Annotated in this window: 26 protein-coding genes; 17 read left to right on the top strand and 9 right to left on the bottom strand. The window is 67.9% G+C overall.

Going from position 1 to position 19,751, the window contains the following annotated elements; genetic code table 11:
* Window positions 1-39 precede the first annotated feature (39 nt).
* From BM417_RS32285 to BM417_RS32255, 7 genes are all read left to right on the top strand, one after another.
* Window positions 40-393, top strand: coding sequence for a hypothetical protein (locus BM417_RS32285; protein WP_143138884.1), 354 nt, complete (start codon window positions 40-42; stop codon window positions 391-393).
* 159 nt (window positions 394-552) lie between these two features.
* Complete coding sequence (locus BM417_RS32280; protein WP_093602383.1) at window positions 553-1,113, top strand: general stress protein; 561 nt, start codon at window positions 553-555, stop codon at window positions 1,111-1,113.
* Between the two features lie 168 nt (window positions 1,114-1,281).
* On the top strand, window positions 1,282-2,535 hold the full coding sequence (locus BM417_RS32275) for an ABC transporter substrate-binding protein (protein WP_093602381.1): 1,254 nt from the start codon (window positions 1,282-1,284) through the stop codon (window positions 2,533-2,535).
* On the top strand, window positions 2,532-3,491 hold the full coding sequence (locus BM417_RS32270; RefSeq protein WP_093602379.1) for a carbohydrate ABC transporter permease: 960 nt from the start codon (window positions 2,532-2,534) through the stop codon (window positions 3,489-3,491). The genes BM417_RS32275 and BM417_RS32270 overlap by 4 nt, the downstream gene beginning before the upstream one ends.
* Complete coding sequence (locus BM417_RS32265; protein WP_093602377.1) at window positions 3,491-4,336, top strand: carbohydrate ABC transporter permease; 846 nt, start codon at window positions 3,491-3,493, stop codon at window positions 4,334-4,336. Before BM417_RS32270 ends, BM417_RS32265 begins: the two co-directional genes overlap by 1 nt.
* A gap of 8 nt (window positions 4,337-4,344) precedes the next feature.
* Entirely contained in the window at window positions 4,345-5,529 is a 1,185-nt protein-coding gene (locus tag BM417_RS32260) for an ABC transporter ATP-binding protein (protein ID WP_093602375.1), read from the top strand.
* A 269-nt stretch (window positions 5,530-5,798) separates the two neighbouring features.
* A complete protein-coding gene (locus BM417_RS32255; protein ID WP_093602373.1) occupies window positions 5,799-6,686 on the top strand; it encodes an SDR family NAD(P)-dependent oxidoreductase in 888 nt (295 codons plus the stop codon).
* A gap of 46 nt (window positions 6,687-6,732) precedes the next feature.
* On the opposite strand, the gene BM417_RS32250 is transcribed toward BM417_RS32255, so the two are convergent.
* Both BM417_RS32250 and BM417_RS32245 read right to left on the bottom strand, forming a co-directional pair.
* Window positions 6,733-7,239: an SRPBCC domain-containing protein gene (locus BM417_RS32250; RefSeq protein ID WP_093602371.1), complete on the bottom strand. Its 507-nt coding sequence runs from the start codon at window positions 7,237-7,239 to the stop codon at window positions 6,733-6,735.
* Window positions 7,236-7,538, bottom strand: coding sequence for an ArsR/SmtB family transcription factor (locus tag BM417_RS32245; RefSeq protein WP_093602369.1), 303 nt, complete (start codon window positions 7,536-7,538; stop codon window positions 7,236-7,238). Before BM417_RS32245 ends, BM417_RS32250 begins: the two co-directional genes overlap by 4 nt.
* A 120-nt stretch (window positions 7,539-7,658) precedes the next feature.
* Between BM417_RS32245 and BM417_RS32240 the strand changes: the two genes are divergently transcribed.
* On the top strand, window positions 7,659-8,651 hold the full coding sequence (locus tag BM417_RS32240) for a hypothetical protein (RefSeq protein WP_093602367.1): 993 nt from the start codon (window positions 7,659-7,661) through the stop codon (window positions 8,649-8,651).
* Window positions 8,648-8,926: a hypothetical protein gene (locus BM417_RS32235; protein ID WP_143138883.1), complete on the top strand. Its 279-nt coding sequence runs from the start codon at window positions 8,648-8,650 to the stop codon at window positions 8,924-8,926. Before BM417_RS32240 ends, BM417_RS32235 begins: the two co-directional genes overlap by 4 nt.
* Here the strand turns inward: BM417_RS32235 and BM417_RS47150 are convergent.
* From BM417_RS47150 to BM417_RS32225, 3 genes are read right to left on the bottom strand one after another with little or no spacing between them, the layout of a single operon-like run.
* Complete coding sequence (locus tag BM417_RS47150) at window positions 8,919-9,068, bottom strand: GNAT family N-acetyltransferase (RefSeq protein ID WP_177320711.1); 150 nt, start codon at window positions 9,066-9,068, stop codon at window positions 8,919-8,921. The two genes, BM417_RS32235 and BM417_RS47150, sit on opposite strands and share 8 nt — an antisense overlap.
* Window positions 9,069-9,099: 31 nt before the next feature.
* Window positions 9,100-9,963, bottom strand: a complete 864-nt coding sequence (locus BM417_RS32230; RefSeq protein WP_093602363.1) for a ParB N-terminal domain-containing protein — start codon at window positions 9,961-9,963, stop codon at window positions 9,100-9,102.
* Window positions 9,953-10,624 carry a metallophosphoesterase family protein gene (locus BM417_RS32225; protein WP_093602360.1) on the bottom strand — a complete coding sequence of 224 codons (672 nt, stop codon included), beginning with the start codon at window positions 10,622-10,624 and terminating at the stop codon, window positions 9,953-9,955. Before BM417_RS32225 ends, BM417_RS32230 begins: the two co-directional genes overlap by 11 nt.
* 56 nt (window positions 10,625-10,680) lie before the next feature.
* Here BM417_RS32225 and BM417_RS32220 point away from each other — a divergent pair, with 56 nt between their 5' ends.
* Window positions 10,681-11,769 (top strand): DUF2332 domain-containing protein, encoded by a 1,089-nt coding sequence (locus BM417_RS32220; RefSeq protein ID WP_245822296.1) that lies wholly within the window; start codon window positions 10,681-10,683, stop codon window positions 11,767-11,769.
* On the opposite strand, the gene BM417_RS32215 is transcribed toward BM417_RS32220, so the two are convergent.
* A complete protein-coding gene (locus tag BM417_RS32215) occupies window positions 11,753-12,130 on the bottom strand; it encodes a hypothetical protein (protein WP_093602358.1) in 378 nt (125 codons plus the stop codon). The two genes, BM417_RS32220 and BM417_RS32215, sit on opposite strands and share 17 nt — an antisense overlap.
* A gap of 138 nt (window positions 12,131-12,268) precedes the next feature.
* Entirely contained in the window at window positions 12,269-13,339 is a 1,071-nt protein-coding gene (corA, locus tag BM417_RS32210) for a magnesium/cobalt transporter CorA (protein ID WP_093602770.1), read from the bottom strand.
* Between the two features lie 287 nt (window positions 13,340-13,626).
* Here corA and BM417_RS32205 point away from each other — a divergent pair, with 287 nt between their 5' ends.
* Both BM417_RS32205 and BM417_RS32200 read left to right on the top strand, forming a co-directional pair.
* On the top strand, window positions 13,627-14,130 hold the full coding sequence (locus tag BM417_RS32205; protein ID WP_093602356.1) for a MaoC family dehydratase: 504 nt from the start codon (window positions 13,627-13,629) through the stop codon (window positions 14,128-14,130).
* Between the two features lies 1 nt (window position 14,131).
* Window positions 14,132-15,127, top strand: coding sequence for a DUF2332 domain-containing protein (locus BM417_RS32200; RefSeq protein WP_093602354.1), 996 nt, complete (start codon window positions 14,132-14,134; stop codon window positions 15,125-15,127).
* Between the two features lie 28 nt (window positions 15,128-15,155).
* On the opposite strand, the gene BM417_RS32195 is transcribed toward BM417_RS32200, so the two are convergent.
* Window positions 15,156-15,494: an NUDIX hydrolase gene (locus BM417_RS32195; RefSeq protein WP_407656189.1), complete on the bottom strand. Its 339-nt coding sequence runs from the start codon at window positions 15,492-15,494 to the stop codon at window positions 15,156-15,158.
* Between the two features lie 215 nt (window positions 15,495-15,709).
* Between BM417_RS32195 and BM417_RS48085 the strand changes: the two genes are divergently transcribed.
* The 4 genes from BM417_RS48085 to BM417_RS32180 all read left to right on the top strand — a co-directional run bounded on the left by BM417_RS48085 (window position 15,710) and on the right by BM417_RS32180 (window position 18,037).
* Entirely contained in the window at window positions 15,710-15,868 is a 159-nt protein-coding gene (locus BM417_RS48085) for a hypothetical protein (protein WP_169746024.1), read from the top strand.
* A gap of 87 nt (window positions 15,869-15,955) precedes the next feature.
* Window positions 15,956-16,516, top strand: coding sequence for a PH domain-containing protein (locus BM417_RS32190; RefSeq protein WP_093602352.1), 561 nt, complete (start codon window positions 15,956-15,958; stop codon window positions 16,514-16,516).
* A gap of 36 nt (window positions 16,517-16,552) precedes the next feature.
* Window positions 16,553-17,410: a PHP domain-containing protein gene (locus BM417_RS32185; protein ID WP_407656187.1), complete on the top strand. Its 858-nt coding sequence runs from the start codon at window positions 16,553-16,555 to the stop codon at window positions 17,408-17,410.
* A 12-nt stretch (window positions 17,411-17,422) separates the two neighbouring features.
* Window positions 17,423-18,037, top strand: a complete 615-nt coding sequence (locus BM417_RS32180; protein ID WP_281251372.1) for a MarC family protein — start codon at window positions 17,423-17,425, stop codon at window positions 18,035-18,037.
* On the opposite strand, the gene BM417_RS32175 is transcribed toward BM417_RS32180, so the two are convergent.
* Entirely contained in the window at window positions 18,034-18,336 is a 303-nt protein-coding gene (locus BM417_RS32175; RefSeq protein WP_093602350.1) for an ArsC/Spx/MgsR family protein, read from the bottom strand. The genes BM417_RS32180 and BM417_RS32175 overlap by 4 nt on opposite strands.
* Window positions 18,337-18,434: 98 nt before the next feature.
* On the opposite strand from BM417_RS32175, the gene BM417_RS32170 reads away from it, so the two are divergent.
* Window positions 18,435-19,274, top strand: coding sequence for a RecB family exonuclease (locus BM417_RS32170; protein ID WP_093602348.1), 840 nt, complete (start codon window positions 18,435-18,437; stop codon window positions 19,272-19,274).
* Window positions 19,275-19,751: the final 477 nt, after the last annotated feature.

Raw genomic sequence — 19,751 nt, 5'->3', positions numbered from 1 at the left:
CCTCGCTCCGGGCCGAGATCTGAACCCAGCAGATCCGATGTGAAGCGAATCTGGCGAGAACTGATCGAGGGCCGCGTCGATCGGAGACAGGTTCATGGCTGGGCTGCGACATGGGTGGAAACGGACGCGACCATCTCAGATCCGATGGTCGAGAACTCCCTCCAGCACCTGCACGGGTTCGACCTCATGTACTCGTCGGATGCGTCCAATCTCGTTAGCCATGGCTGTGGTGAGCGATGGTTGGTTGATGACGACGGCATCGCTGACGCGCTCGCTCGGTGGGAGGCGCTTTGTCTGCGTTACGACGCAGATCCCGCTGCCTTCCGCAGGGCGGCGCGGTCGGAGGCGATGCGGGCGATCTCCGCGGAGGGAAATCAGCCGGGACCTGAATGAGCGTCGGCTGAACGGAGCGCAGCAGCCGTCGTGAACTGGGTCGGCAGGAGGGCCGGTCGAGCTGTTGGCTCGACCGGCCCTCCTGCTTGAGCCTTTCGCTCCCCGATCCCGGCAAAACACCCGTAGGCGTCTCGGCACCCCGCACCCCGCACTGGCAGGATGGAACGATCAGCGCGTCCGACAGAGGTGGTCCCCGTGACGAGTCCGTTCGCCAACCCGAACCGGCCCGGCGTCCCCCCGCGCCTGCCCACCCCGCCGACAGGGTGGCCGATCGGCTCGTACGCCACGTACGAGGAGGCGCAGCGCGCGGTAGACCACCTCGCCGTCGAGGACTTCACGGTGCAGGACGTCATGATCGTCGGCGTGGACCTGATGCTGGTGGAACGCATCACCGGCAAGCTCACCTGGAGCCGCGTCCTCATGACCGGCGCGGCGAGCGGCGCGTGGTTCGGTCTGTTCGTCGGCCTTCTGCTGACCCTCTTCAGCCCCGAACCGGGGGTGACCGTCGGACCGGTGCTCACGGGTCTGATCACCGGTGTGTTCTTCGGGCTGGTGTTCGCGGCGGTCGGGTACGGGTCGGCGCGCGGTAAGCGGGACTTCCAGTCGGCCAGTCAGCTGGTCGCGAACCGGTACGACGTGTTGTGCCACCCGAAGTCGGCCGAGAAGGGTCGTGACCTGCTCGCACGGCTCGCGATGCGACCCGTGAACCCCGGCAATTGAGACGCTCGCGACGCCCATTGGTTCTGAATCGTTGCTTCCCTTGGTTGCGGCTCCTGATCACCAGGCCTAGGTTCGGTTGACCGGTCCGCCCGGTGCGGCCGGTGGCACGACGAGGTGCCGGGCGCTGCGGTCTGGCTCCTCCGTGTAGTCGGGAAGGAGGCAGGGCCGATGGGTGCGACACGGCGCTATCGACTTGCCGCCGGAGTGGGAGCCGCGGTACTCGCGGCAGGAACGCTCACGGCGTGCGGGTCGGGCGACGGCGGCATCACCGTCAACGTCTACAAGTATCCCCAGGAGAACTTCCAGGCCATCGTCGACAGCTGCAACGCGAAGGCCGGCGGGCGATACAACATCGTTTACAACAAGCTGCCGCGTGAGGCGGACGGTCAGCGCGAACAGATGGTGCGCAGACTCGCTGCGGAAGACGACAGCATGGACGTGCTCGGGCTCGACGTCACGTGGACGGCGGAGCTCGCGGAGGCCGGGTGGCTCAAGGAGTTCACCGGGTCCGTCAAGTCCCAGGTGGAGAGTGGCACGCTCAAGACGCCGCTCGAGACGGCGACCTACGACAACAAGCTCTACGCGGCGCCGGACAACACGAACGTCCAGCTGCTCTGGTACCGCTCTGATCTCGTACCGACGCCTCCCAAGACGTGGGACGAGATGATCTCGATGGCCGAGGCGCTGGTGGCGGACGGGAAGCCCGGCCGGATCGTGGGACAGGGCAAGCAGTACGAGGGGCTCGTCGTGCTGTTCAACACCCTCGTCAACTCCAACGGCGGCACCATCATCGACGAGACCGGTACCAAGGCCGTCGTCGATGCCAAGGCAGTGGAAGCGTTGGCGGCGTTGAAGAAGCTCGCCACGTCCAAGGCGATCGACCCGTCGTTCTCCAACGCGGCCGAGGACAATGCGCGCCTGGCCATGGAGAACGGTGAGGCGGCGTTCCAGCTCAACTGGCCGTACGTCTACGCGGCGGCGCAGAAGAAGCCGGACTTCGCGAAGAACTTCAAGTGGGCGCCGTATCCCACGGTCAGCGGTGACGCCGCGAAGGTCACCGTCGGCGGGATCAACTACGCCGTCAGCAACTACACCACGCACGCGGACGAGTCGTTCGACGCCGTCCTGTGTCTGCGTGGTGCGGAGGCTCAGAAGCTCGCCGCGCTCAAGGACGGTGTGCCGCCGACCATCGAGTCCGTCTACGACGAGCCCGAGATGGCCGAGGCGTACCCGATGCGCGACGACATCAAGGAGACGCTGAAGAACGCGAGTGTGCGGCCGCGCACGCCCGCGTACCAGAACGCGTCGACGGTCATCTCCACGATCCTGTCGCCGCCCGCGAGCATCGACCCGCAGGCCACGGCGGACCGGCTGCGCAAGGAACTGCAGGACGCTCTCGACTCGAAGGGGGTGCTGCCGTGAGCCAGACAGCAACGGAAGACACGGCGACGACCGGGGCAACACCTGCGTCGGTCGCCCCCAAGAAGAAGGTCGCGCTGAGCGAGGGCAAGAAGGCCGAACGCCGGCTCGGCTGGCTGCTCTGCGCGCCCGCCGCGATCACCATGATCGCGGTGACCGGCTGGCCGATCCTCTACTCGCTGCTGCTGTCGATGCAGAGGTTCGACCTGAAGTTCCCGGACCGCACCGAGTGGATCTGGTTCGACAACTACGTCACGGTGCTCAGCAGCCCGTACTGGTGGAACGCGGTCTGGGTGACGGTGTTGCTCACCGTCGTCACGGTCGCCGTCGAGCTCGTGCTGGGCATGTCGCTCGCGCTGATCATGCACCGCGCGCTGGTCGGCCGGGGCATCGTCCGCACGACGACGCTGATCCCGTACGGCATCGTCACGGTCGTGGCCGCGTTCTCCTGGCGCTTCGCCTGGACGCCCGGCACCGGCTACCTCGCCGAGGCGCTCGGTGGCGATCCCGTGCTCACGGAGAAGATCCCGGCGCTGATGGTCGTGGGGCTCGCGGAGATCTGGAAGACCACGCCGTTCATGGCCCTGCTGCTGATGGCGGGCCTGGCGCTGGTGCCGGACGACCTCCTCAAGGCCGCCGCGATGGACGGCGCGAACGGGTGGCAGCGGTTCATCAGGATCACCGTGCCGATCATGAAGCCGGCGATCCTGGTGGCACTTCTGTTCCGCACGCTCGACGCGTTCCGCATCTTCGACAACCTCTTCGTGCTCACCGCGGGTTCGCAGGGCACGTCGTCGGTGTCGATGCTGACCTACAACAACCTCATCAAGGGCTTGAACCTCGGTATCGGATCCACGATGTCCGTGCTGATCTTCATCATGGTCGCGATCATCGCGTTCGTGTTCATCAAGCTCTTCGGCACCGCTGCCCCCGGCAGTGACGACGGAGGGAAGCGCTGATGGCGGGCATCGGAGGAGCGGAGACCCCGGCCAAGAAGTGGGGCTGGGGCGTTCTCAACACGGTCGTCGTGATCTACGCGCTGATCCCGGTGCTGTGGATCGTGTCGCTGTCGTTCAAGTCGTCGAAGACGTTGTCCGACGGCAACTTCATCCCTCGCGAGTGGAGTCTGGAGAACTACCAGAACATCTTCTCGACGTCGGAGTTCACGCGGGCGCTGATCAACTCCATCGGCATCGCGGTCATCGCGACCGCGATCGCCGTGGTGTTCGGCACGATGGCCGCCTACGCCATCGCGCGGCTGGAGTTCCCCGGCAAGAACCTGCTGGTGGGCGTCTCGCTGCTGATCGCGATGTTCCCGCAGGTCTCGCTGGTGTCCCCGTTGTTCGAGATCGAGCGCTCGCTCGGCCTGTTCGACACGTGGCCCGGCCTGATCCTGCCGTACATCACGTTCGCCCTGCCGCTCGCGATCTACACCCTGTCGGCGTTCTTCCGCGAGATCCCCTGGGAGCTCGAGAAGGCGGCGAAGATGGACGGTGCGACGCCGGGGCAGGCGTTCCGTCGCGTCATCGCGCCACTGGCCGCGCCGGGTGTGTTCACGACGGCGATCCTCGTGTTCATCTTCTGCTGGAACGACTTCCTGTTCGCGATCTCGCTCACCTCGACCGAGCAGTCGCGGACCGTGCCGGTGGCGCTGTCGTTCTTCACCGGTAGTTCCCAGTTCGAGGACCCGGCCGGGTCGATCGCGGCGGCCGCCGTGGTCATCACCATCCCGATCATCCTCTTCGTGTTGTTCTTCCAGCGCCGGATCGTCGCCGGCCTGACCTCCGGCGCCGTCAAGGGGTGAGTTGACCAATGGCAGAGATCGTTCTGGACAAGGTGACCAAGAGGTACCCCGACGGCGCGCTGGCCGTGCAGGAGGTCAACCTCGAGATCGCCGACGGCGAGTTCATCATCCTGGTCGGACCGTCCGGCTGCGGTAAGTCCACCACGCTCAACATGATCGCGGGCCTGGAGGACATCACCGACGGCGAGCTGCGCATCGGCGGGCAGCGCGTCAACGAGAAGGCGCCCAAGGACCGCGACATCGCGATGGTGTTCCAGTCCTACGCGCTCTACCCGCACATGACGGTGAAGGAGAACATGGCCTTCCCGTTGCGGCTGGCCAAGGTCGACAACGCGACGGTGGAGAAGAAGGTCAAGGAGGCCGCGGAGATCCTCGATCTCACGCAGCACCTCGACCGCAAACCGTCCAACCTGTCCGGTGGCCAGCGGCAGCGCGTGGCGATGGGCCGCGCGATCGTGCGCAACCCCAAGGCGTTCCTGATGGACGAACCGCTGTCCAACCTGGACGCCAAGCTGCGCGTGCAGATGCGCACCTCGGTGTCGCGCCTGCAGAAGCAGCTCGGCACGACCACGGTGTACGTGACGCACGACCAGACCGAGGCGATGACCCTCGGCGACCGGGTCGTCGTCATGCGCGGCGGTGTCGTGCAGCAGATCGGCGCGCCCCAGTTCCTCTACGACCAGCCGGCGAACCTGTTCGTCGCGGGCTTCATCGGCTCCCCGGCGATGAACTTCGTGCCGGCGACGCTGGAGAACGGCTCGTTGCGCTCGATCCTCGGCGACGTCACGCTGACGGACCGCGTGCGGCAGCTGGTGGAGGGTGCCGACGCGCCCCGCGAGGTGATCATGGGCATCCGCCCGGAGCACTTCGAGGACGCGGCACTGGTCGAAGCGGCGGCGTTGTCGTCGGGCGGCAAGTTCACGCACCAGGTGGACGTGCTGGAGTCGATGGGCTCGGACAAGTACGCCTACTTCAACCTCACGGGCGAACAGGCGGCCTCGGCCGAGCTCCAGGAGCTCGCGGCGGACGCGGGATCGGACGACGTGCCGGGTGACGGCATCTCGCTCGTGACGCGCCTGTCCTCGGCGTCCGGCGCGGTGGAAGGCGCCTCGTCGGAGATCTGGTTCGACGCGGACAAGGTGCAGCTCTTCGACCCGTCCAACGGCAGGAACCTGACTTACACGGAACGGTGAATTCTCGTTTCTCGGGCCGCCTTCCCCTCGCGGGAAGGCGGCCCGTTTTTGTCACCCGATCGAGTTAGGGCCAAAGGACCGTGTTCGCGAGGGCCGATTAGTGCGGGTCATCTGCCCGGCCGAACTCGGTTCGCCATTGGGCGCTCGGCAGCGTCATCTCATCGAAACATGTTCTGCGCGCCCGCGGGCAGTCCGCACTCTTGTCGAAGGCGGGTACAGGACCACAGGGGGGTTCCGGGGAACCGCCGCCGAGTGAAAGAGAGCGTGCAATGGGGATCCTGGACGGTAAAGCGGTCGTCATCACGGGGGCCGGTCGAGGGCTGGGCGAGGCCTACGCCATGCACGCCGCCCTCGCGGGCGCGTCCGTGGTGGTCAACGACAACGACGGTGACCTGGCAGAACGGGTCGCGGAGCACATTCGCGAGTTCGGTGGTCGTGCCGTGGCCTCGAACCACACGGTCGCGGACCCGAGCGAGGCCGCCAAGATCGTCGACCTGTGCGTGGACGAATTCGGGCGCGTCGACGGCTTGGTGAACAACGCGGGCCTGAACTACGAGACCGCCCCGTGGGAAGACGACCCCGAGACGATCAAGCAGGTCGTCGAGGTGAACGTCCTCGGTGTCATCTACGTCGGAATCGCGGCGATGCGGGCGATGCGCGCCACCGGTGGCGGCTCCATCATCAACATTTCCTCCGGCGCCTCATTCGGCCAGCGCAAACTCGCCACCTATTCGGCGACCAAGGGCGCGGTGGCCTCGCTGAGCTACTCGTGGGCTCTCGACCTGGAGTCCGAAGGCATCCGCGTGAACGCCGTGTGCCCTGTCGCGCACACGCGGATGGTGTGGAAGTCGGAACGTTCTCTGCGTGCCATTCCGGCCGACCGGACGCCGGGCAAGGTGGCGCCGCTGGTGCTGTTCCTGCTCTCGGACCGCGCCGAGGGCATCACCGGGCAGGTGATCCGCTGCAACGGCAGGCAGCTGCACATCGTGGGCCAGCCGTACTTCAAGCAGCCGATCCTGGAGAGCGACAACTGGGACACCGCTTCGGTGGAGCGGGCGTTCACGGGCGTGTTGCAGGCTCACCTCGAACCGTACGGGTTGGAGAAGAGGATGCCTCCCCGGCTCCGTGCGCTGGTGGAGCCTTCGCAGACCGCCTGAGCCCGCTGGGGAGGCGCCGTCTGGTGCCCTGGGCGGCGCCTCCCCTCTACCTCCACGCCGGATACGCGGGCGCGACCTCGGCGTAGCGCTCGGACCAGTTCGGCGGCGTCTCGTTGCGCAGGAAGGCTTCCGCGCGGTCGAAGAACGCGTGCGTGCCGGGCGCGAAGCCCTTGGCGTTGCGTTCGGACAGCCCGCTGTGGGTGAACTGGAGCAGAGTCTCGTCGCCTTCCGCGGTGAGCTCGTAGCGCACGACGCTGTCCTCCACGATGCGCTGGTGCCACTCGTGCTCGAAGACCGCGCGGCCGTTCTCCGGAGGCTGCCACGTCAGGATGCGGCCCGTGACGCGCTTGGCCTCCATCGGCGCGGGCGGGTCCTCGGGTTCGATGACGACCGTTTTGCCTTGCGGGTCAACGGTTCCCTCGCCGAACCACGCCTTGCGTTCGGCGTCGTCGGTGATGGCCGCCCAGACGCGGTCGATCGGGAACCGGAACCTGCGGTGGAACGTGAGGACGGCGTGCTCGCCTTCGGCGGTGATGGTGCCGAGGTCGTTCATTCGTTCTCCAGGTGCTGTCGAAGTGCGTCGAGGTGGTCGCGCCAGAAGCGGCGGTACGGGGTGATCCAGTCGTCGATGCGTTGCAGGCCATCGGGTTTGAGCGCGTAGATGCGGCGCTGGCCGTCCGGTCGCACCTCGACCAGTCCCGTCTCCCGCAGGATGCGGAGATGACGGGACACGGCGGGCTGGGTCAGCGCCGGGAGGCTGTCCACGAGTTCGCCCGCGGTGCGTTCGCGTTCGGCCAGCAGGCTGATCAGGTGCCGGCGGGTCGGTTCGGCCACTGCCTCGAAGACGTCCACGGTCAGTTTTATAACCCAGTACGTATATAAGCACAAGTGTATATAGGCGTTCTGGTGACGTTTGCGCACGTCACACGGATGGCTGCGGAAATTGTCGGTGTCGCCTGTCACCATCGGGACATGGCCGAACGTAAACCCAGAGTCACCGACTGGCGGCTCGTCGTGCAGTCCCGGTTGGACCGGGTCCGCGCGGATCTGGCCGCGCTCGGCCCGTCCGATCCGGTCGATCCCGAGGGCGACGTGTGGCGCCGCACGGCCGAGGCGCAGGCCGCCGTGGTCGAGGCGATGCTCGGCAGCCGCGAGCCGTGGTGGCGCATGCTGCCGTCGTGGTGGTCGGGCTGGCACATCGAACGTGCCTGGCGCGCCCTGCACGAGGCCGAGGTGGCCACGATCTCGGCGGAACGCGGGTTCCTGGGGCGGTTGCCGGGTCTGCAGGCACGGGTGGCGCAGTACCTGGACGACGACGATCCGCGCCGCCGAGCCCTGGAAGCGTTGCGGCCGGGGGAGTTCACGCCCGCGGTCGAACGGGCGATCGTGGTGGACGCCCTCCGTGCCGCCTACGACAACTCGGACTTCGCGCACGCGGGCTCCCGCGCGTTGCGCAACAAGCTGATCGCCGCGTCCCTGGTGCTCTTCGTGATCAACACGGTCCTCGGCGTCGTCGGCATCGTGAAGCCGGGCATCATCCCGCTGTGCGTCGACCCGAAGGAGAACGCGCTCCCGACCGTCTGTCCCGGCGGCACCGCGAAAGCGTCCGGTGTGGACGTGTGGCTCGTGCAGGTGCTCGGCTCGTTCGGCGCGGTGCTGGCCTCGGTGGTCCTGCTCTTACGCCGCCGGCCATCGCTCTCGCCGTACGTGATGATCGGGTACCAGGCACTGATCAAGATCATGCTCGGGGCGGCACTGGCGGTGGTCGGCATCCTGGCACTGGGCGCCGGCGTGACGAGCGGGCTGATCGGCATCCCCTCGGCGGCCGCTTTGCTGCTGTGGGCGGTCATCTTCGGGTACGCGCAGCAGATCGGCACCCGGCTGCTCGACAAGTACACCGACGAGGTGCTGGACCAGGCGCGGCCGCTGCCGGACGCGGACGGGCCGCGGGTGGCACCCCGATGAGCGTGTCGGAGCGGGTCGCCGCGCGGGTGCGCCGGGACTTTCGCGGCGACGAGGCCGACGAGGTGCTGGGCAGGCTCGCCGGCGCGTTCACCGACAACCAGGACGTCGAACGGATGCACGCGGCCGTCGTGCTGGCGGCCGCTGGAGACCTGGCGGCGGTCCGGTCGCAGGTTCGCGCGCTGCGGGTGGACTGGCGTGACGTGCTCATGGCGGGTGGCGTCGGGCACGGTGACTGGCCCGAGGTGCTCGACCGCGAGTTCGGGCCGGTCAGCTGACCATGCGCTGGTAGCCGATCGGCTCGCCGGTGCTCTCGAACCGGGTGAAGCCCGCCTTCTCCAGCACGCGGGCGGAGGCGCGGTTGGCCGGCTCGACGTGCGCGTGGACCGTGTGCACGCTGTCCAGTTCCAGCGACCCCACCCACCTCCTAGGTGGGACGATCAGCCGTGCGCTAGCCACGACCGCGGCCGTGCGAGCGGGTTTCCTCGCGCACGGCGTTGATGACCTCGGCGTCCCATCGGTGCGTGCGGATCAGCCGGTACCGCTCCGCCGCGACCCACATGTACGCCTCGGTCTCGGTCCGGTCGCCGATCATGTCGGCCTGCCGCAGCATGGCCACGACCGGCGTGTACTCCTCGGCGTACCAGCGGCGTGCGACCTCGCCGCGGTCCAGGAACTGGCCCGTGTCCTGCATCAGCCGGAACCCCCACGCCTCGACGTGCTCGCCGAGCTGGGCGTAGTGCCAGGGGTCGGACAGCACCACGGCGGCGCGGGCCTCGCCGCCCAGCGGCACGCGGTCCAGGAACAGGCGCCGGTAGTCCTTGACGATCAGGTCGCCGCGGTACCGGATGCCGGAGGAGTTGATCCGCGTGATCACCTGCGTCACGTACGCGTCGATCGTGGTCAGCCCGAGGGCGTGCGCCACCGACACCCGGTGGTGGCCGTCGATGATGAAGTGCAGCTCGCCGATCCGGTACACCTCGATCGGCGGCACGCTCTCGCCGCGGCGCGCGGCCAGGGCCAGTCGCTGCCACCGTTCGCGGACGCGGCCGGAGGTCGGGCGGAAGCGGCGGTCGAAGTCGCGGGTGCGGTCGACGCTGCCGACGATCGAGTCCAGCCGGATCGACTGGAGGCCCAGGCGCTTCTCCGACGCCATGCCCAGCGCGTCCACGACCTCGTGGAACGGCAGCATGATGTTCACGTCGTCGGGTTCGCGGCGCAGCCAGGTGGCGAGGCGCGACATCACCTGGCGGCGGCGGGCGCGCAGGAAGTCGCTCTCGGCGTCGGCGACGGGGAAACCGGTGTCACGTCTCATCGCGACCTCCCGAGATGTCCAGCACCTTCTGCGGAACCACGTTGATCACGCGGGTCGTGCCCAACGAGCGGTCCGGGCGTGGATGGCCGTGCGGATGAATGTGGCCGTGCAGCATGAACGACGGCTGCAAGCGCGAGACAAGTCCACGTAAACACTCGAAGCCTCGGTGCGGCGCGTCGGGTTCGTCGCCGCAGTCCAACGGCGGTGAGTGGGTCAGCAGCACGTCCACGCCACGTCCGTCCCGCAGCCTGCGCCACCCGGCCAGCCGGGACACCCGGCGGGCGCGGCGGGCCTGCTGCCGTTCCGTCCACTGGTTCGGGCCCTTGTTGTAGCGGATCGAACCACCGAGACCGGCGATCCGCAGGCCGGCGACGTCGATCACGCGTTCGTCCGCGTTCACCGCACCGGCTGGACCTGGCCAGCGCACCGGAACGCCCGCCTTGGTCCACAGGCCGCGCACGTTCGAGTAGCCGGACAGGTCGGCGTCGTGGTTGCCGGGGACGAACACCAGCGGCTTGTCCAGGGCGTTGGCCAGGTGTTCCAGGTAGTCGAACGGCAGGTCGCCCGCCGCGACGATCAGGTCCACTTCGGCGTGCTTGTGCACCTGATCGGTCCACAGCTGTTCGACCACTTCGTCCGCGACAGCCAGAATCCGAGCCATTCCAGCAGCGTAATCAGGTCTTTCACCACATGACGGGCGGCGGAGCTGCCATTAGCGTGGACGTCGTGCTTGCCGAGCTGTTCGCCGCGGCCGCCCACGCCTGCCGCGACCGCAGTCCGCTGACCCAGCGACTCCTCACCGACGCCGCCGAGGACCTGAGACAGGGCGGGGTCACGACCAAGATCATGGCGGGCTCCGAACGCGACCGGGAGGGCACCGTGCCCGGTCTGCGGTTCGCGGGCGCCGTCCACCGGCTCGTGCTCGAAGGGCGTGCGCCGGGCCTCGCGAAGCACTACCCGTCCGTCGGTGGCCAGCCGAACCTGCCGACGCTGTGGGAGGACGCGCTGCCCGCGCTCAACGAGCACGCGGACGCCCTGCGGCAACGCGTCCTGGCCACGGTCGTGCAGACCAACGAACCCGGCCGCAGCGCGCCTCTCTACGGCGGCCTGATGGTCGCCGCGCAGGAGGCCGCGAAGGCCGCGGGCAGGCAGGTGCCGTTCTGCGTGCGGCTGCTGGAGGTCGGCGCGAGCGGCGGACTCAACCTGCGCCCGCACCACGTCGGCTACCGGCTGGAGGACACGGTCCTCGGCGATCCGGACAGCCTGCTGGTCCTCGACCCGGAGTGGACCGGCAGGCCACCGGCGGACCTGGGCCACCGGCTGCGCGTCGTCGGCAGGGCGGGCTGCGACCTCAACCCGGTCGACGTGTCCACAGAGGACGGACGGCTGCACCTGAGCTCGTTCGTCTGGGCCGACCAGCTCGGCAGGTGGAACCGCCTCAGGGACGCGCTCGACCTGGCCGCCACGGATCCCGTGAAAGTCGACCGGTCGGCAGGGCCGGAGTGGCTCGCGAACCAGCTCGCCCGCGCCGAGCGCGACGTGCTCACCGTTGTGTGGCATTCGGTGGTGTGGCAGTACGTCTCGCCCGCCGACAGGGCGATGGGCAGGGCCGTGCTGGCCGACGCGGCCGCGAAGGCGACACCCACGTCACCGTTGGCACTGCTGGTCTTCGAGCCGCGCCGCACGGACGACGACTACCGGTTCGAACTGCTGCTCAAGCTCTGGCCGGCCGGGATCTCGCTGAACCTCGGCCACGGCGCGGGCCATGGCACGCCGTTCACCTGGGACGTCACCCCTTGGGAGTGACGACGGGGTTCACCACGTACCGGCCGTCCTGCATCTCCACGGGCAGCCGGAACTCCGCGCGGGTGCCGTCGTGCGTGTACTCGACGACGACGGCGCCGTCGCGGTAGACGCCGCGCTCCACCTGTGCGGTCTGGAACTGGTCCGCGGTCGACTTCGCGACGTCCTCGCCGCCGACCGCGAGCAACGGCTCCAGCTTGTGGAAGTCGTGTGCGCGCAACGCGTTCGTCACCTCGGCGGCGAGCTCGTCCGGTGACGCGGCGCCCGGTGACGGCCAGACCGCGATGGAGACGAACACCATCGCGAGCCAGCCGATCGGGAACACCAGCAGCCAGAACCTGAGGTTCGTCAGCCGCTTGTACACGTCAGGGCGTTCCGCTGATCAGCACGAACACGGTGGTGATCCAGCAGAGCAGGAACGCGAGGATCCAGAAGCGGATGTTGGTGAGCATTCTGGTCATGACAGGGCCCTTCTACAACGAAAAAGCGGGCGAAACCGGGACTAGAGCCAGCGATTTCGGCGCAGTATTCGGTAGAGCGTCAGGCAGGCGATCAGGACCAGACTCATGATCAGCGGGTAGCCGAACTTCCACTTCAGCTCGGGCATGTAGTCGAAGTTCATGCCGTACACACCGACGACCATGGTGGGCACGGAGATGATCGCGACCCAGGAGGTGATCTTGCGCATGTCGGTGTTCTGCTGCAACGTGATCTTCGCGAGCGTCGCGTCGACCAGCGTCGTCAGCAGTTCGTCGAACGCGGTGACACGCTCGGAGACCTCGGTGAGGTGGTCGTCGACGTCGCGGAAGAACGCCCGCACCTGCTCGGGGATGAGCGGCGTGTAGCCCTCCGCCAAGCGGCGCAACGGGTTCGCGAGCGGCATCACCGCGCGGCGCAGCTCGACGACCTCGCGCTTGAACATGTAGATCTGCTCCGCGCTCACCTCGGTGCGCGGCGCGAAGACCTTTTCCTCCATGCGGTCGATGTCGTCCTCGATGTGGTCGGTGACCTCGAGGTAGTTGTCGACCACCTGGTCGGCGATCGCGTGCATCACCGCGGACGGACCGATCTCCAGCCGCTCCGGGTCGGCCTCCAGCACGTGCCGCAGCTTGGACAGGCCGGAGTGGTTGCCGTGCCGCACCGTGATGACGAAATCCTTGCCCAGGAACACCATGATCTCGCCGGACTCGACGATCTCGTTGGCGGCGTCGGGGGATTCGTTCGTCACGTAGCGAACGGTCTTGAAGACCATGAAGAGCGTGTTGTCGTAGCGCTCCAGCTTCGGGCGCTGGTGCGCGTGCACCGCGTCCTCGACCGCGAGCTCGTGCAGCCCGAACGTCTCCGCGATGCCCTCGATCTGTTCGGAATCCGGCTCGTGCAGGCCGATCCAGACGAACCCGTCCTTGCGCTTGCGCACCTCTTTGACGGCGTCGGTGTGCGTCCAGCGGCCGGGCAAGCGCTTGCCGTCCACGTACACCGCGCAGTCGACCACGTAGTGCGACAACGGCACGGAGATGTGCGGCGTCGGGCGCTGCTGGGCGCCGCGTCCGCGGATCGAGGGCAAGCTGGGCATGGTGAGTTCCTCCAGGGCCACACGTCGTCGAAGTGCACGAAAAGCACGACGGGCGTCCTACCGGGGGAAACTCAGCGAACTAGAACGATCTAGCAGGCCACCTCGGTGAGGACGCGCTTGGTACTGGCAGGGTGGGGGTCCTTGCTCATTTCGGGGTCCTCACCTCCTAAGGGCGAAAGGCACGGGTGGTGGAAATCCTCACACACCGGTTGCCGAGGGTACTCCCTCCGCGTAAAGACTGTCTCCCCACCTGAGACAGATCTCGATCACACGTAGTTGGAGGCGCAGTGCAGTTCGGTCGGTACTACGAGGAGTTCGAGGTCGGAGCGGTCTACAAGCACTGGCCTGGCAAGACGGTGACGGAGTACGACGACCACCTGTTCTGCCTGCTCACGATGAATCACCACCCGCTCCACATGGACGTGAACTACGCGGAGAACACGACGGACTTCGGCAAGAACGTCGTCGTCGGCAACTACATCTACTCGTTGCTGCTGGGCATGTCCGTGCCCGACGTCTCCGGCAAGGCCATCGCCAACCTGGAGATCGAGTCGCTGCGGCACGTGAAGCCCACGTTCCACGGTGACACGATCTACGGTGAGACCGAGGTGCTCGACAAGACGCCGTCCAAGTCGAAGGACGACAGGGGCGTGGTCTACGTGGAGACTCGCGGCTACAAACAGGACGGCACGGTCGTGTGCGTCTTCAGGCGCAAGGTCATGGTGCCGAAGCAGTCCTACGGTGACGCTCGCGGTGGCGAGCAGCCTGGACGCCCTGAACCCAAGGAGTGAAGTGACTTCTCTGGATCTGGCACAGCAACGGTTGCGTGCGTTCGCGGAGGAGGCTGCGGCGATCTCGCCGCTCTACGAGCACCTCGCGTCCCGTGCTGCCGCCGATCCGGAGGTCGCCGACCTGCTGACCGCCGCCGGCGAGGACAACGCCACGGGCGAACTCCTGCTGGCGGCGGCGCACCGGCTGGTGCAGGCCGAGCCGTTCCACCAGCTCTCGAACTACTACCCGTCGCTCGGCGGGACGTACGGCGCAGACGAGAGCACCTGGCCGTTGTTCCGGGACTTCCTGCTGGAACGCGGCGACCGCGTGCGGGCCCTGGTGAGCACCCAGGTGATCCAGACCAACGAGGTGCGGCGCGCGGCCCTGCTCTTCCCGGCCGTCGTGGCCGCGGCGAAGCAGGCGGGCGGGCCGATCGGGCTCGTGGAGGTCGCGACGACCGCCGGCCTGCTGCTCGGGCTCGACCAGTACTCGTACCGCTACCAGACCGCGGAGGCCGGTCAGCTCGTCGCGGGCCCGACGAAGGCCGCGCTGGGGCTGCACTGCGCGCTGGAGCTCGCGCCGGGCGCGGCGCTGCCGAAGCTGCCCAAGACGGTCAAGGTGGCCGCGAAGGCGGGCATCGGGGTGGCACCCGCCGACCTGGCCGACGAGGACGCCTACGCGTGGCTGGAGGCCTGCGTGTGGGCCGACCAGCCGGAGCGGCTGCGTCTGTTCGGAGTGGCGTGCGGGGTGCTGCGCAAGAACCCGCCGCGGTTGGTGACCGGCGACCCGCTCACGGACCTCGCCAAGGCGGTCGAGCCGATCGACGCGCCGCTCGTCGTGATCTCCAGCGGGTCCGGGCTCGACCTCGTGCCCGCATTGTCGGCTTTGGGCCGGCCTGTCTGGTGGGCCGCCCACGAGGCCGGTGAGCTGCGGCTCATCCATGTGCGTGACTCAGGCGTGGAGACGACCACTCTGGCCACCACCGAGGCTCACGGGCAACGTCTCGTTTGGCGTTGAACGCGGGCCACTAACGCGTGAACCCTGATCAGGTCCTGGGCAGGCAGTTCCACTGGGAGAGCGCTTCCACCAGCCCGTCGGTGGTCGGAAGTGTGTCCAAGGTCGCACCGTCGACCCAAGCGACATCCGATGCGTCGTCGCCCGCTCGGAGCAAACCCGATGTGACCTGGCATTCGTAGTCGAAGATCGAATAAACCCCGTTCGGGGCAGCTCGCTCCACGTGGCCGACGAGGCGGCCGACGGTGACGGAGAGTCCCGTCTCCTCGGCTAGTTCCCTAGTCACGGCAGTCTCATCCGTCTCATCAGGCTCCACGCGCCCGCCTGGTATCGACCACAGGCCCTCACCAGGAGGATTGGCGCGTCGCACGAGCAGTAGTCGCCCATTCGAGTCATGAACGATGGCTCCGACGCAACGGATGGTGCGCTTGCTGCTGGCCGTCACGATCACGAAGCGTAGTCACACCGGAACGGCGGTGCTCTCCGCTACCCCGGCTGCGGTACAAATCTCCCAAGGTGCTGAATCGTGCTGTACAACGGTCACGAACGGCGCCAAACGGGTGCGACGCGGACGGGGTGGACACCGTGAACTTGAAGAAGATTCTCACTTTCGCTGGAATCGCCTTGCTGCTCTTCTTCCTCATCGCGGAGCCCCAGCAGGCGGCCCAACTGGTGCAGAACATCCTCAACTCGCTGCGGACCGCGGCTGAGGCTCTGATCACCTTCGTGCGCTCCGTCTTCTAGGCTTCCTGGTAACCGGCTACCCATCGAGGTGGCCGGGGGAGCAGGATGGACAGGGCAGTGCCTGGTACCAGGAAGGGCTGGTAGCGCATGTTCGCACCACGTGATCCGGACGACTACCTGCTCCAGAGCGAGCGTCGGGTCATCCGTGTGCGCAGGCACTGGTCCTATCTGATCTGGGACGTCCTGGAGGCGGCGGCGCTGCTCGCCGGCTTCATGATGATCTCGTACCTGCTCCCGGCGGACGCGGGCGTGATCCAGAACGTGCTGTGGTACGGAGCTTTGCTCGTGCTGCTGCGCGTGGCGTACTTCATCATCGAGTGGTGGGTGGAGCGCATCGTCGTCACCGACAAGCGCTTCATGCTGACCTCGGGCGTCTTCGAGACCAAGGTCGCGATGATGCCCATCACCAAGGTCACCGACCTCACCTACGAGCGCACCGTGGCCGGACGCATGTTCGGCTACGGCACGCTCATCGTGGAGTCGGCGGGTCAGATCCAGGCGCTGAACCGCCTGGAGTTCCTGCCGAACCCCGAAGAGGTCTACGACGCCATCTCGGAGCTGACCTTCGGCGACAAGAAGGCCCAGGCCGAGCGGTTCTCGATGATCAAGGCCCAGCGCGCGGCGCGCGGCAAGAAGATGGTCCCGTAACACGGGTCGTTCGTGACGTCGTCCACACTGGACGACGTGGTCATCGATCTGCACACCCATTCGTCCGAGTCCGACGGCACCGACAGCCCTGCCGACCTGGTGAGGGCCGCGTCCCTCGCGGGACTCGACGCGGTGGCGATCACGGACCACGACACGGCGGCAGGGTGGGCAGAGGCCGTTGCGGCGTTGCCTGCCGGCCTGCGGCTGGTGCGCGGAGCAGAGCTGTCGTGCTCCTCGCCGGACGGCTACGGCCACACCATCACCGTTCATCTGCTGGCGTACCTGTACGACCCGACGCACGCCATGCTGATGAAGGAGCAGTCCCGCCTGCGCGAGGAGCGGCGGCAGAGGCTGCAGAAGATGGCCGAGATGATGCAGGCCGACGGCTTCCCGATCGACCCGGTCGACCTGATGTCCCGCCTGCCGTTCGACGCGCCGGCCGGACGCCCGCACCTCGCCCAGGCGCTGATCCGCGCCGGGGTGGTGTCGTCGGTCGACGAGGCGTTCGCGACGTTCCTGACCGGCGGCCAGTACTACGTGGGCCGCACCGACACGCCCGTCGAGCGCGCGATCGAGATGATCACCGAGGCCGGCGGCGTCACCGTGCTCGCACACCCCTTCGCCCGGTCCCGCGGCCCCGTCGTGGCGCCGGACGTCGTGCGGTCGCTGGCTTCGGCCGGCCTGGCCGGGGTCGAGGTGGACCACCCGGACCACGATCAGGAGACGCGCCGGTCGTTGCGTTCGCTGGCAGACTCGCTGGGACTGATCGTCACCGGGTCGAGTGACTACCACGGCACGAACAAGACGGTCCGGCTCGGCGCGGAGACGACGGCGCCGGAGATGCTGGATGCTCTGGCCGAGAGGGCGACAGGCGGCAAGATCCTCGTCGGATAGGGCGGTGTTGCGGTGTTCAACCTGCGGCTCTTCATCGAGGCCTCGATCACGCTGCTGGTGATCATGGATCCGCCCGGCACCGTGCCCGTGTTCCTGGGCCTGGTGGGCCGCAAGTCCCGCGAGGCGCGCAAGAAGGCGGCGCGGCAGGGCGTGCTGGTGTCGTTCCTGGTGATCACGCTGTTCGCCGTGGCCGGCAACTCGATCCTGGCCTACATGCACATCGGCATTCCCGCCCTGCAGGGCGCGGGCGGGTTGCTGCTGTTGCTGATCGCGCTGGACCTGCTGACGGGCAAGGGCGCGACCAACCATCCCGAGGTCGAGGACGTGAACATCGCCCTCGTGCCGCTGGGAACGCCGCTGCTGGCCGGACCCGGTGCCATCGCCGCGACGATCGTGTTCGTGCGCCAGGCCGACGGTGCCTGGGGTTCGTACTTCGCGCTGGCCGCGGCGATCGTGGCCGTGCACCTCGTGCTGCTGGGGACACTGCGGTCCGCCGGCCTGCTGATCAAGGTGTTCAAGGAGAGCGGGATCCTGCTGATGGCCAAGATCGCCGGCCTGCTGCTGGCCGCGATCGCCGTGCAGCTCGTCGCGTCGTCGGTCGCGGGCTTCATCGCCTCGGGCGTCTAGCGCTCGATGCGCGCGGTGTTCCCGTCGATGATGATCGGGCGTTCGATCAGGCTCGGGTTGGCGACCATGTGCGCGATCCATTTCGCGCGGTCGTGTTCGAGGTCCTTGGGGTAGGCCGCTTCCTTGGCGCGCGCGATTTCCCAGGGGTGTTTGCCGAGCAGTTGCAGGACGTGGTCCAGCTCTTCGGCGGTGGGGACGTCGTCGAGGTAGCGGCGTTCGGTGTACTCGACGTTGCTGTCGTCGAGGCGTTGCTTGGCCGCGCGGCTCTTCGAGCAGCGCGGGTTGTGCCAGATCTCCATGCGGCGAAATGTAGCGAGTTCGTGTCGGTCGAACTCACAGCCATCCGCGGAGCAGGGGCGATCCAACACTGTCAGGGGTGCTGAGTAACTTGGTTGGGGTGGAACAACTCGGCTTCGACTTCGGCACCGCGGCACCACGTCGGCTCGTGCGCGTCACGCCCGCGAAGCTCTCGACGTGGACGAGCTGCCCGCGCCGCTTCCGCATGACGTACCTGGACCGCCCCTCGCCACCCAGGGGCGGCGCGTGGGCGCACAACACCCTCGGCGCCGTCGTGCACAACGCCCTGAAGGCCCTGTTCGACCTGCCGCCGGACCGCCGCACCCCGGACCAGGCAGTGGCACTGCTGAACCGGCAGTGGAAGTCCGAGGGCTTCCGCGACGTCGACCAGGCCGCCGAGTACCGCACCCGCGCCCAGGGCTGGGTCCACGACTACGTGACCTCGCTCGACGTCGACTTCGAACCACTGGGCGTCGAACGCTGGGTGTCCTCGCCGACCGAGCGCATCGTGGCCGAGGGCCGGGTCGACCGCATCGACTACCGCGACGGCGAACTAGTCATCGTCGACTACAAGACCGGCCGCCACGTCCTGACCACCGACGACGCCCGCGGCTCGCAGGCCCTGGCCCTGTACGCGCTGGCGGCCCGCCGAACGCTGCGCAAGCCGTGCCGCCGCGTCGAACTGCACCACCTGCCGTCGGGAACGGTGGCGGAGTGGGAGCACACGGAGGAGTCGCTGGCCAGGCACGTCCGGCGCGCCGAGGAGGCCGCGGACGAGATCGACCTGGCCACGGAGACGCTGAAGGCCGGCGGGGACCAGGAGATCCTGTTCCCGCCGGTGACGGGGCGGCAGTGTCAGTGGTGCGACTTCCGGCGGAGCTGTGCGGAGGGGCAGGAGGCGGCGCCTTCGCTGGACCCCTGGGCGCTCCTGGCTCCGTAGGGGCCGGCGGGTCTTTTGGGGCATGATCGCGAGTTGTCCACAGGTTGCGGCTGTTTGACCTGCGGTTATGTTCGGTCGGTTGGCCTGTGGACAGCCGGGAACCGAAGTCGTGTTTCGCTCGTTGCGTGACAAGGAAGCGCGCGGGGGCAGCCGGCTCGGGGGCGGTCGGCAGGCTGCTGGTGTGAGTCGGCAGGCTGCTGGTCTGGGGCAGCAGGCTCCTCGGCTGGTGCGGCGGCTCCTTGTGCTCCGTGTCCCTTGGTCGTTCGTGTGCTTCCAGACGGCCGCCGAGATGGACGGCGGGTGGCGTCTCGGGCGGGCGGCGTCGGGCGGGTGGCGTCGAGCGGGTGGCGTCGAGCGGGTGGCGTCGAGCGGGTGGCGTCGAGTGGGCGGCGTCGAGTGGGCGGCGTCGAGTGGGCGGCGTCGAGTGGGCGGCGTCGAGTGGGCGGCGTCGAGTGGGCGGCGTTGGGCAGGCTGCGT

Source organism: Lentzea waywayandensis, from assembly GCF_900115955.1.
GTDB classification, from domain to species: domain Bacteria; phylum Actinomycetota; class Actinomycetes; order Mycobacteriales; family Pseudonocardiaceae; genus Lentzea; species Lentzea waywayandensis.
This window is presented reverse-complemented; position numbering and strand designations above follow the sequence as displayed.

Coding starts and splice junctions, on each gene's coding strand:
- BM417_RS32280 (WP_093602383.1), top strand. CDS start 553: ATGGAACGATCAGCGCGTCCGACAGAGGTGGTCCCCGTGACGAGTCCG.
- BM417_RS32275 (WP_093602381.1), top strand. CDS start 1,282: ATGGGTGCGACACGGCGCTATCGACTTGCCGCCGGAGTGGGAGCCGCG.
- BM417_RS32265 (WP_093602377.1), top strand. CDS start 3,491: ATGGCGGGCATCGGAGGAGCGGAGACCCCGGCCAAGAAGTGGGGCTGG.
- BM417_RS32260 (WP_093602375.1), top strand. CDS start 4,345: ATGGCAGAGATCGTTCTGGACAAGGTGACCAAGAGGTACCCCGACGGC.
- BM417_RS32255 (WP_093602373.1), top strand. CDS start 5,799: ATGGGGATCCTGGACGGTAAAGCGGTCGTCATCACGGGGGCCGGTCGA.
- BM417_RS32250 (WP_093602371.1), bottom strand. CDS start 7,239: ATGAACGACCTCGGCACCATCACCGCCGAAGGCGAGCACGCCGTCCTC.
- BM417_RS32240 (WP_093602367.1), top strand. CDS start 7,659: ATGGCCGAACGTAAACCCAGAGTCACCGACTGGCGGCTCGTCGTGCAG.
- BM417_RS32235 (WP_143138883.1), top strand. CDS start 8,648: ATGAGCGTGTCGGAGCGGGTCGCCGCGCGGGTGCGCCGGGACTTTCGC.
- BM417_RS32230 (WP_093602363.1), bottom strand. CDS start 9,963: ATGAGACGTGACACCGGTTTCCCCGTCGCCGACGCCGAGAGCGACTTC.
- BM417_RS32225 (WP_093602360.1), bottom strand. CDS start 10,624: ATGGCTCGGATTCTGGCTGTCGCGGACGAAGTGGTCGAACAGCTGTGG.
- corA (WP_093602770.1), bottom strand. CDS start 13,339: ATGCCCAGCTTGCCCTCGATCCGCGGACGCGGCGCCCAGCAGCGCCCG.
- BM417_RS32190 (WP_093602352.1), top strand. CDS start 15,956: ATGTTCGCACCACGTGATCCGGACGACTACCTGCTCCAGAGCGAGCGT.
- BM417_RS32175 (WP_093602350.1), bottom strand. CDS start 18,336: ATGGAGATCTGGCACAACCCGCGCTGCTCGAAGAGCCGCGCGGCCAAG.